This is a genomic window from Stenotrophomonas sp. P5_A8 (assembly GCF_056400545.1).
Genome location: NZ_JBFULB010000134.1, coordinates 1 through 10258 on the forward strand (window position 1 = coordinate 1; position 10258 = coordinate 10258).

Annotated in this window: 9 protein-coding genes; 5 read left to right on the plus strand and 4 right to left on the minus strand. The window is 68.6% G+C overall.

Annotated elements, in window-relative coordinates:
* Positions 1–22: 22 nt before the first annotated feature.
* The 4 genes from AC1DQP_RS11195 to AC1DQP_RS11210 are packed head-to-tail and all read left to right on the plus strand — an operon-like array spanning position 23 to position 4253.
* Positions 23–1042: an SPOR domain-containing protein gene (locus AC1DQP_RS11195; protein ID WP_457318396.1), complete on the plus strand. Its 1020-nt coding sequence runs from the start codon at positions 23–25 to the stop codon at positions 1040–1042.
* Positions 1043–1097: 55 nt separating this feature from the next.
* Entirely contained in the window at positions 1098–1895 is a 798-nt protein-coding gene (locus AC1DQP_RS11200) for a CvpA family protein (protein ID WP_256776256.1), read from the plus strand.
* Positions 1896–1924: 29 nt separating this feature from the next.
* Positions 1925–3391, plus strand: coding sequence for an amidophosphoribosyltransferase (gene purF / locus AC1DQP_RS11205; RefSeq protein ID WP_256776257.1), 1467 nt, complete (start codon positions 1925–1927; stop codon positions 3389–3391).
* 10 nt (positions 3392–3401) lie between these two features.
* Entirely contained in the window at positions 3402–4253 is an 852-nt protein-coding gene (locus tag AC1DQP_RS11210; protein WP_478051607.1) for a ferritin-like domain-containing protein, read from the plus strand.
* A 144-nt stretch (positions 4254–4397) separates the two neighbouring features.
* Here the strand turns inward: AC1DQP_RS11210 and AC1DQP_RS11215 are convergent, their stop codons facing one another.
* Positions 4398–5888, minus strand: coding sequence for a phospholipase effector Tle1 domain-containing protein (locus AC1DQP_RS11215; RefSeq protein WP_478051608.1), 1491 nt, complete (start codon positions 5886–5888; stop codon positions 4398–4400).
* Positions 5889–6079: 191 nt separating this feature from the next.
* Between AC1DQP_RS11215 and AC1DQP_RS11220 the strand changes: the two genes are divergently transcribed.
* On the plus strand, positions 6080–7333 hold the full coding sequence (locus AC1DQP_RS11220; protein ID WP_457318399.1) for a zinc-dependent metalloprotease: 1254 nt from the start codon (positions 6080–6082) through the stop codon (positions 7331–7333).
* 63 nt (positions 7334–7396) lie between these two features.
* Here AC1DQP_RS11220 and lpxH read toward each other — a convergent pair whose 3' ends face one another.
* From lpxH to AC1DQP_RS11235, 3 genes are all read right to left on the minus strand, one after another.
* Complete coding sequence (gene lpxH / locus AC1DQP_RS11225) at positions 7397–8140, minus strand: UDP-2,3-diacylglucosamine diphosphatase (RefSeq protein WP_457318400.1); 744 nt, start codon at positions 8138–8140, stop codon at positions 7397–7399.
* A 126-nt stretch (positions 8141–8266) separates the two neighbouring features.
* Complete coding sequence (locus tag AC1DQP_RS11230) at positions 8267–8806, minus strand: phosphatase PAP2 family protein (protein WP_256776262.1); 540 nt, start codon at positions 8804–8806, stop codon at positions 8267–8269.
* Complete coding sequence (locus AC1DQP_RS11235) at positions 8787–9929, minus strand: glycosyltransferase family 4 protein (protein WP_457318401.1); 1143 nt, start codon at positions 9927–9929, stop codon at positions 8787–8789. The genes AC1DQP_RS11230 and AC1DQP_RS11235 overlap by 20 nt, the downstream gene beginning before the upstream one ends.
* Positions 9930–10258 lie beyond the last annotated feature (329 nt).

Here is a 10258-nt window from a genome sequence, read left to right on the forward strand (position 1 = left end):
GCGCCGCCCCTGCCTGCCTTCCGTGGATACTCCTCTGAAACAGCGACTGATTGGTGCCATCGTTCTGGTGGCCTTGGCTGTGATCTTCCTGCCCATGCTGGTCAAAGGCCCTGCGCCTGACAGTGGCGTGGCCAGCGTGCCGATCAGTGCGCCTGCCGCGCCGTCGGATGGCCAGTTCGAAACCCGCGAGTTGCCGCTGGTCGCGCCCACCGGCGGCGCCACCGGCCTGCTCGGTGCGTCCAGCACCCAGCCGCTGCAGGACAACGCGGCCGCTGCCGCCCCGGCCGCGACGGACACCTCGCCGGCAGTCGCCGCCGGCAACTTCGCGGTCAGCTTCGGCGCCTATGGCAGCCAGGCCGACGCCGATGCGGTGATCGCCTACCTGAAGAAGTCGCAGCTGCCGGGTTTCAGCGAAGCGGCCACCATCAACGGCCGCCAGGCGTGGCGCGTGCGCGTGGGCCCGTATGCCGATCGTGCGCAGGCCGAAGCCGCCCGCCTGCAGGCGGTGAAGGTGCGCAACGACGTCAAGGCCGAAGTGGTCACCCTGGACGCGCGCGCCGACACTGCCGTCGCCGCCACCCCGGCTGCGGCACCGACCCCGACGCCGACGCCGACGTCGCCCGCTGCCTCCAGCGCCGCTGCCGCGCCGGCCACGGCCACCGTCAAGACCGAATCACTGCCGCCTGAACCGGTGGCCGCCGCCAAGCCGGCACCCAAACCCGAACCCAAGCCCACCCCGGCCACCAAGCCGGAGCCCAAGCCCGAAACGGCCGCCGTTGCCGCACCGGCGGCACCGGCCGCCAGCGGCGTCGGCTTCGCCGTGCAGCTGGGCGCCTTCGGCCAGGCGTCGGAGGCCAACGCGCTGCGCGACAAGGTCCGCGCCGCCGGTTTCAGCGCGTTCGTGGAACAGGTACGCACCGACAAGGGCACGCTCAACCGCGTGCGCGTCGGCCCGGTCGCCAACCGAGCCGAGGCGGAGAACCTCAAGGCCCAGGTTGCGTCCAAGGTCGGCGTGGCCGGCATGGTCCGGCCGCACCCCTGATGCCCGCCATGCGCCCGCGCCGTGAGGCCGGACTGTCCTGCAACGGAGGACGGGCATGATCGATTTCGTATTGCTGGCCGTCATCGGCATCTCCACCCTGTTGGGCGTGATGCGCGGCTTCGTCAGCATCGTCATTAGTACCTTTTCCTGGCTGCTCGGTGGCTGGGCCGCGCTGATGTTCGGCAGGTCCGCCGCCGGCTGGTGGTCGGCACCGGCCGCGCCGGGCACCGGGCACTATTTCGCCGGCTATCTCACCGTGTTCCTGCTGGTGATGGTGTCGGTGTGGGGCATCGGCCTGGTGATCCGTCAGGCGGTGCGCTCGACCAGCATGAACAGCGCCGACCGCCTGATGGGCGGGGGGCTGGGCCTGGCTCGCGGCGGGTTGATCAGTTGCGCCCTGCTCTTGATGGCCTCCTATACCCCGCTGACCCGCGAGGCCACCTGGCGAAACTCCAACCTGCGCGCCATGCTGCAACCCGGCGTGGGTTGGATGCAGGCCAAGATGCCGCGCATGCCCGACATGCCGCAGATGCCCAGCCTGGACGGCATGCCGGGGCTGCAGGGCCTGCCGATGGCGCTGCCGGAGGTGAACATGGCGCAACTGCCCGGTGGGGAGTTGGGCAAGCCGGGGCTGACAGGCGATAATGGCGTGCTTGGCGGACTGCTGGGGGGACGTGGATGGCCGCGACCCGTCGATGAAACCCCGCAACCGGCGGGCGATCCGGCTGACGTATGGGCGCGCAGCGCCACGCCCGGTTCCCCCCAGAACACCGATCCGGCGCTCGTGCGCCCGGACCAACCCGATCCGGCACGGAAAGGGTCCCCCGGCCAGGCACGGCCACCTTCACAGTAAATGGGCGCAGCCCAGCGGAGATTCGCACCATGTGTGGCATCGTCGGAATCGTCGGCAATCAGAACGTCGCCGGGCAGTTGTATGACGGCCTGACCGTCCTCCAGCATCGTGGCCAGGACGCGGCCGGCATCGCCACCGCCGACGGCACCCGCCTGCGCGTGCAGAAGGCCAACGGGCTGGTCCGCGATGTGTTCGATGCCAAGCGCATGTCCACCCTGGAAGGCCGTGTCGGCATCGCCCACGTGCGCTACCCGACCGCCGGCTCCGAAGGCATGGACGAGGCGCAGCCGTTCTACGTCAATTCGCCGTACGGCATCGCGCTGGCCCACAACGGCAACCTGATCAACACCGAAAGCCTGCGTCAGCAGGTGTTCGAGCAGGACCGCCGCAACGTCAACACCGACTCGGACAGCGAAGTGCTGTTGAACGTGTTCGCCTTCGAACTGGACGCGCAACGCCAGCTGACCCCGGAAGCGGCGATCCGCGCCGTGGCCGCCGTGCACCGCCGGGTCAAGGGCGGCTACGCGGTGATCAGCGTGGTGCTGGGCCTGGGCCTGGTCGCCTTCCGCGATCCGCACGGCATCCGCCCGCTGGTGCTGGGCAAGCGTGCCCACGCCGAAGGCGACGAATACATCGTGGCCTCCGAATCGGCCGCGCTCGACGTGCTCGGCTTCCAGCGCGTGCGCGACGTGCGCCCGGGCGAAGCGCTGGTGATCACCGCGCGCGGCGAGCTGTTCTCCGAAGTCTGCGCCGAGCCGGTCGAACACAGCCCGTGCATCTTCGAGTACGTGTACTTCGCCCGTCCGGACTCGATGATCGACAACGTGTCGGTGCACAAGGCGCGCATGCGCATGGGCATCAAGCTGGGCGAGAAGATCCTGCGCCTGCGCCCGGACCACGACATCGACACCATCATCCCGATCCCGGACACCTCGCGCGATGCCGCGCTGGAGATCTCCAACACGCTCGGGGTGAAGTACCGCGAAGGCTTCATCAAGAACCGCTATATCGGCCGTACTTTCATCATGCCGGGGCAGGGGGAGCGGGTGAAGTCGGTGCGCCGCAAGCTCAACCCGATCCACCTGGAGTTCCGCAACCGCGTGGTGCTGCTGGTGGACGATTCGATCGTGCGCGGCACCACCAGCCAGCAGATCGTGCAGATGGCACGCGATGCCGGCGCCCGCAAGGTCTACCTGGCCAGCGCCGCGCCGCCGGTGCGTTACCCCAACATCTACGGCATCGACATGCCGGCCGCCGAAGAACTGGTGGCGCACAACCGCAGCATCGAAGAAATCGAAAAGCACCTGGGCTGCGACTGGCTGATCTACCAGGACATCGAAGACATGGAAGCGGCGGTGCGCGAAGGCAATCCGGAGCTGAAGGCCTTCGATTCGTCGTGCTTCAACGGCATCTACCCGACCGGTATCGAGCCGGGCTACTTCGAGCGCATCCAGCAGCTGCGTTCGGATGACGCCAAGCACAAGCGCCGCGCCTGAGGGCAGGGGAATGGCCGAGCAGTTGCCGCTGGAGGCGGCCGGTGACCTGCTGCGTGCCGCGCAGCATTGCCTGGCCGCGGTCGATCCGCTGCACAAGGTCGCCCTGACCCAGGCCTACGCCGCGCAGTTCCGCACGGGCCAGCTCAAGGTCCGTGCCGATGCCCCGCCACCGGAGCCGATACGGATGCCGGGGCGTCCGTCCCGGCCAGCGCTGGTGCATCCGCGTGATCTGCCCAAGCGTGGCCTGGGCAGTGCCGAAGGACGCGCCGCCTTCATCCATGCCATCGCGCATATCGAACTCAACGCAATCGACCTGGCCTGGGATGCGGTATACCGCTTCCGCGGGTTGCCCGGCTCGTTCCATGCCGACTGGGTGAGCGTGGCCGATGACGAATCGCGCCACTTCATGCTGCTGCATGGCCGGCTGCGGGCGCTGGGGTTCGACTATGGCGATTTCGACGCGCACAACGGCCTGTGGGAAATGTGCGAGAAAACCGCGCACGACGGTCTGGCGCGGATGGCGCTGGTGCCGCGCGTGCTCGAAGCGCGTGGGCTGGATGTCACCCCCGGCATGATCACCAAGCTGCGCTCGGCCAACGACCACGCTACCGCCGATGTGCTGGAGATCATTCTCCGCGAGGAAGTGGCCCACGTGGCTGCCGGTTCGCGCTGGTACCACTGGTACTGCAACCGCGCCGGGGTCGAGCCGCGCGCGCGCTTCATCGCCTTGTTGAACGAGTACGCCGGCGGCTTCCTGTACGGCCCCTTCAACCTGGAAGCGCGGCTGCTGGCCGGCTTCGACGAGGAAGAACTCGTCGACCTGATCGAACAGGCCGGCCGCACCAGCGGCCCCGCCCGGTAGAGCCACGCCATGCGTGGCTGCGTTTCGTTCCGGGACCGCGTGCAGCCACCCATGGGGTGGCTCTACAGGTGACGTTTGGTAGAGCCACGCCATGCGTGGCTGCGTTTCGATCCGGCGCCATGAACCGCCGCCCATGCGGGCGCCTCACGCGTTGGGCAGCACCACGCGCTTGCCATCCTCGGTGGGACGGTTGATGTAGAACAGGCCCGGGCCCGGTCGATAGGGCAGTTCGCGGGTCGCTTCATCGGCGGCGTAGAGCAGGGCGGTGTCGCCGAGCGCGTCGAAGTTCCAGTGTGCCGATTGCATCAGGAACCGCTGCCGCAGCAACAGTTCCTGCGCGGCCTCCAGCGGCTGGCCCGACAACAGGCGCGCGGCGATCGGCAGCAGCGGCGCGGGCAGGGCCAGCTCGGGCATCGCATCCACCGCACTGCGCCAGCGCACCCCCGCCGCGTCGGCGCGCTGCTGCATCAGGCGCAGTGGCACCCACTGGTAGCGCCCATCGATCTCACGTTTCAGCACCACCGCCGCATACGCGAACACCACCCACTGCGRCAGCACGCTGTCACTGCCGGCCACGCGCTGCGACTGCCAGCGGTGCCAGACATCCACCCATACCGCGTCATCACCCAGACCAAGCTGCGCTTGCCAGGCAGCGCACGCCGCCTTCGCTTCCCGGTAGACATCGGTGTCGCGCAGCAACGCCAGCGGTGGCACGGCGGTGTCGGCCAGCCCGTGGTCGCGCAGGCGCTGGCCCAGCGGGCGGGTGAGCAGTTTCGGGCCCTCGATGCGCTGGTCGTAGCCGCCGCCGATGTTGGCGTGCGCGCCGGGCAAGGCGATCTCTTCATGCAGCGGCGCGACCGTGGTCAGCGGGAAATACTGGCGATGCTCGTCGCGCGCGACCAGTTGCAGCACCTTGTCGGCGCAACCGGCCGGCAACGCTACGGCCGGGAGTTCATCACGCTGCTGCGGATGGATTGCCACCACCGTGTCGAACAGGCCGACAAAGCGCACCGGGCGTACCGACACCGCCGCCTCACTGCCGAGTTGCCAGCCGGTGCGGCGCAGCTGTTCCTGCAGCCAGCGGCGTCCGTCGCGGCGGTTGAGCTGGCTGAGCGCAGCGCGCGCGGACGCCGCACCGCGCGAAAAACCGAACAGGTCGATGCGCACCGTGCCCAGTACCTGATGCGGATGGACACGCGCCAAGGCGCGCAGCGCGTCGGGCAGGCACGTATCCAACGCGCGGCGCATCTTGGCGAGCACCCCGGTACGCCCGATGCCGAAGGCAAGGCCCATCAGGTCGTCATCCTCACCGGTGCGGGTGCCGGTGCCTTCGATGTAGATCGCCAGTGACAGGGCGTCGCCATGCGCGGGTTGCGCGCGATCGTCGGGATACAGCGCGTGCAGCCGGGCGATGTTGGTCAGGCCATTGCTGTAGCTGCTGGTCAGGCGGCTCTGGTAGGGCGAGGCGTCATCGGCAACCAACGGCGCCGGCGGGCGCGGCGTGGGCGTGGTGCTGCGCTGCGGGCGCGAGGCATGCAACAGGTTGTCGGCATTGTTGCGCGTGCCGTCAAAGAACAGGCCGATCTGCAGCGACACCGTCGCCGCCCTCGTTGCCGGGGTGGGCTGTCCTGCCATGGCGCTGGGGTCCTTGGGGTTGCACGGCAACGGTAGCGCGAAAATGACGCGGACGCGACGTCGCTGAACCGGCCGGTCGGCGGTCACAGTTCGGAATGTTGATTGCTCTGGTCTATTGAATTCACGCGATCAGTTGGCGCCATATGGGCGGGCACCACCACCCCGTATTCCACTCAAAGAGAGGCGACACGATGTCCAGATCGATGAGCAAGGCCGCAGGTGTGATCACGTTGTGCATGATGGCGGCGGGCGCTGCCAGCGCCGCGCCGCTGTTTGAACCGGTCACGGTGCTCAGCCGGGCCGGGGCCGCCAACCAACCTGCCGCGCAGGCGGTGCTGTCGGCCGCCTCCACCGCCGCGGTGCAGGAAGTGCGCGTGGATGCCGCTGCCGTCACGGCCGGCCAGCGCCAGCTGGAGTTCGAACTGCTCGGCACACAGGTGCAGGCGGTGCAGCAGCGTGTGCAGGCGCTGCCCGACGGCGGCAGCATCTGGTACGGCCAGATCCAGTCGCGCAGCGCCAAATTGGACCGTCAGGCCAGTGCATCGGACCCGGCCAACTCGGTGATCCTGGTACGCGCTGGCAATACCGTCACCGGCTCGATCCGCAAGGATGGCCAGCTGTATCGACTGCGCCCGCTCAGCGATGGACGGCACGTGCTGGTGGAAGTGGATGAAACCCGGATGCCGGCCGACCATCCCGCTGACTACAACAGCCTGCCGCAGGTCGCCATGCCGGTGAGCGACCGCGCGGGGATCGCAGCAGCCTCCTCCGGCACCCCGGCCACCATCCGTGTACTGGTGGTGGCGACCAACGGCGCAGTGGCGGCCTACGGCGGCAACATGCAGTCGTTGGTACAACTGGCCGTGGCCGAATCCAACCAGGGCTACATCAACAGCAACGTCGGCATCACCCTGGAACTGGCCGGTTACGAGACCACCAGCTACGCCGAGTCGAGCAGCTTCTCCACCGACCTGTCGCGCTTCCGCAGCACCACGGACGGGGTGATGGACAGCATCCACACCAGCCGCAACAACACCCGCGCCGATGTGGCCGTGCTGGTGATCAACAACGCCAGTTCGTGCGGGCTCGCCTCCAGCATCGGCTCGACCGCGGCCACCGCGTTCGCCGCCGTGCATTGGGACTGCGCCACCGGGTATTACTCCTTCGCGCATGAAATCGGCCACCTGCAGAGCGCGCGGCACGACATCGCCACCGACTCGAGCACCTCGCCGTATGCGTATGGCCACGGCTACCGCTATGAGCCGGCCAGCGGCGCGCGCTGGCGCACGATCATGGCCTACGCGTGCACGGCCGGTTGCCCGCGGTTGAACTTCTGGTCCAACCCGAACATCAACTACAACGGCGTACCGATGGGCATTGCGTCCAGCGCCGACAACCAGCGCGTGCTGGTCAATACCAAGGCGACGGTCGCCGCGTTCCGTTGAGCAAGCGCATCCCCCGCGATCGTCCCGGCGATCGCGGGGGATGTTGYTGTGGAGCGTGGCGGCTCAGCGCGCCAGCGCATCCAGCGTCCAGCCCTGCGGGGTGACGCGCAGCACCGAGCCCTGCTCGTACCAGTCGCCGAGCACGATGCGGGTGCAGTCGTGGCCACCGACCTGCAGGGTGTGAATGGCCGGGCGGTGGGTGTGGCCGTGGATCAGGGTGTCTACGCCGTGGCGCACGAAGGTGGCGTCCACTTCGGCCGGCGCCACGTCGGTGACGGTCTCGAAGGTGGCGTGATCGTCCTGCTTCATTTCCGACTGGCGTGCCTGGCTGGCATCGCGCGCCTTCTGCGCGAAGGCGATGCGCGCGGCCAGCGGCTGGGACAGGAACTGCGCCTGGAAGACCGGGTCGCGGGTCTGGGCGCGGAACTGCTGGTAGGCCACATCGTCGGTGCACAACAGGTCGCCGTGCTGCAGCAGCACCGGTCGGCCGTACAGGTCGATCACGCTGGGATCGGGCAGGATGCGGAAGCCGGCGCGACGCGCATAGTCTTCGCCGACCAGGAAGTCGCGATTGCCGCGGATGAAGTACACCGGCACGCCGGCATCGGCGACGGCGTGCAGCGCATCGGCGACGGCATCGGCGGCAGCGGAGGGCGTGTCATCGCCGATCCAGGCTTCGAACAGGTCACCGAGGATGTACAGGGCATCGGCCTGCATCGCTTCATCGCGCAGGAACGCCAGGAACAGCTCGGTAATGGCTGGACGGCTCGGGTCCAGGTGCAGATCTGAAATGAACAGCGTGGTCATGGGCGCATTGTAAAACGGGTTGCCCGCAGCGGGTTGCATGCACATCGCGGAAAAGGGCAGCGCCACGCCATGCGTGGCCTCCGTTCCCGCGATGCCGGATGCCGGCCGGCAGACCCCGCAACCGCCTTACATCGGCAATGGCAGCCAGCGCAGGCTGGCCCCGGCCAGCGCGGTTGCAATCGCCGTGGCCGCCAGTACATCGCTGGGGTAGTGCAGCCCCAGCACCACCCGCGACACGCCGATGGCGGCGGTGAACGGCACCAGCAGCGGTGCCAGCCACGGGTAGTAGGCGAGGGCGACGATGGTGAAGGACACCGCGTGCAGGGTGTGCCCGGAGGGGAAGCTGAACTCGTCCAGCGGCGCCACCCAGGCGCGGATGCGGAGATCGGCCGCATACGGACGCGGGCGTCGGGTCCAGCGCTTGAGGCCTTTGTACAACAGCAACGCCATCAGGCCGGTGGCGGCCATGTGCAGCGACGCGCGCAGGCCCTCGACGCCGTCCAGCAGGATCAACGCGGCCATCAGCGCATACCAGAACACGCCATCGCCCAACCGGCTGACCGCAGCGAATGCCTGGCGCACGCGACGGCGACGGCAGTAATGGTTGGCGCGGCGGCACCAGCGGGTTTCGCGCCCGCGCAGGGCGTCAAGCGGCGTGGTCGGCATGCGGCCTCCGGGCCTGCGCCAGTTCGGCCAGCAGCGCATCGAACTCGGCCACCACCTGCTGCGGGTGCAGGCGCTGCATGGCGCTGGCGGCATTGCGGCCGAGGCGGGCGCGCAGTACGTCATCGCCAGCCAACTGCAGCGCTGCGGACAGGAATTGAGCGTCATCGTTCACGGCCATGCCGGTCTGATCGGTGCGCAGGTGCTCGCGCGCCGCGCCATAGTCGAAGGCGACGGTGGCCACGCCGCTGGCCATCGCTTCCAGGGTGACGTTGCCGAAGGTCTCGCTGCGGCTGGGGAACAGGAACAGATCGCCGCTGGCGAAGTGACGTGCGAGCGCGTCGCCACGCTGTACGCCGCAGAAGATGAAATCGGGATTTTCATGCGCCAGTTTCTCGCGCGATGGGCCATCGCCCACCCAGACGAAGCGGGCCTTGGGCCGGATCTGCTGCAGCCGACGGAACGCCTTCACTGCCAGCGCAAGGTTCTTTTCCGGGGCGATGCGGCCGACGTAGATCGCCGCGAAGCCGTTGCCATCGATCCCCCATTCCTCGCGCAGGGCCGGATCGCGTCGCTGCGGTTCGAACTGGCTGCTGTCCACCGCACGGGCCAGCAACCGCACGCGGTCGAAGCCCTGTTCGCCGAGGAACTGCTGCAGCTCCTGGGTCGGCACCAGGGTGGCGTCGGCCTGGTTGTGGAAGCGGCGCATCCAGCGCAATGCCGCAGCCTGCAGCCAAGCCACGCCGTAATCGGGCAGGTACTCATCGAAGCGGGTGTGGAAACCGGTGGCGACCGGAATGCCCAGCCGACGCGCGGTGCGCAGCGCCGACCAGCCCAGTGGGCCCTCGGTAGCGATGTAGATCGCATCGGGACGTTGCAGCTGCCACTGCCGCGCCAGCCGCTTCGGCGCGGGCAGGCCAAAGCGCAGTCCGGGGTAGCGCGGCAGACCGGCGCCCTGCACCAGTACCGTGCCGCCGTCTGGATCGGTGCCGTCGCTGGCTTGGCGTGGACGCACCAGGTCGACCTGGTGGCCGGCCGCGCGCAGTCCCTGTTCCAGTCCCTGCACGGTCAGCGCGACGCCGTTGACCTCGGGGGGATACGTTTCAGTGACGATGGCATAGCGCATGGCGGGCCTCCGGGTTGCGTCCATGCTCGGCCCGGGCGATGTAGTGGACATGACGTGGGTATTACCGGCCGATGACGCCGGTGCCGGCCGCCGCGCCCGCGAGTACGGGGAAAAGGTTCTTCTCCCATCTGGGGGAGTGTCTTGTTGCAGGCGCCGTCGCAGAGCAAGCACGACGCTACGGGTCTGGATGGGCAGTGCCGGCGACGTGTGGATCGGGCTATGTCTTCGTTCGGGTCTGTCGCGAGCGTGTGGGCCCCGTAGCGGGCGATAGGCCCCTGGCGCAAATGTCCCCCGGCCGCGGGGCGGCCTCCTCCTTGATTTTGCCCAGG

What these genes read in the sequence shown, in the direction of transcription:
- AC1DQP_RS11200 (WP_256776256.1), top strand. Translation starts at nt 1,098, where the DNA reads ATGATCGATTTCGTATTGCTGGCCGTCATCGGCATCTCCACCCTGTTG.
- purF (WP_256776257.1), top strand. Translation starts at nt 1,925, where the DNA reads ATGTGTGGCATCGTCGGAATCGTCGGCAATCAGAACGTCGCCGGGCAG.
- AC1DQP_RS11210 (WP_478051607.1), top strand. Translation starts at nt 3,402, where the DNA reads ATGGCCGAGCAGTTGCCGCTGGAGGCGGCCGGTGACCTGCTGCGTGCC.
- AC1DQP_RS11220 (WP_457318399.1), top strand. Translation starts at nt 6,080, where the DNA reads ATGTCCAGATCGATGAGCAAGGCCGCAGGTGTGATCACGTTGTGCATG.
- lpxH (WP_457318400.1), bottom strand. Translation starts at nt 8,140, where the DNA reads ATGACCACGCTGTTCATTTCAGATCTGCACCTGGACCCGAGCCGTCCA.
- AC1DQP_RS11230 (WP_256776262.1), bottom strand. Translation starts at nt 8,806, where the DNA reads ATGCCGACCACGCCGCTTGACGCCCTGCGCGGGCGCGAAACCCGCTGG.
- AC1DQP_RS11235 (WP_457318401.1), bottom strand. Translation starts at nt 9,929, where the DNA reads ATGCGCTATGCCATCGTCACTGAAACGTATCCCCCCGAGGTCAACGGC.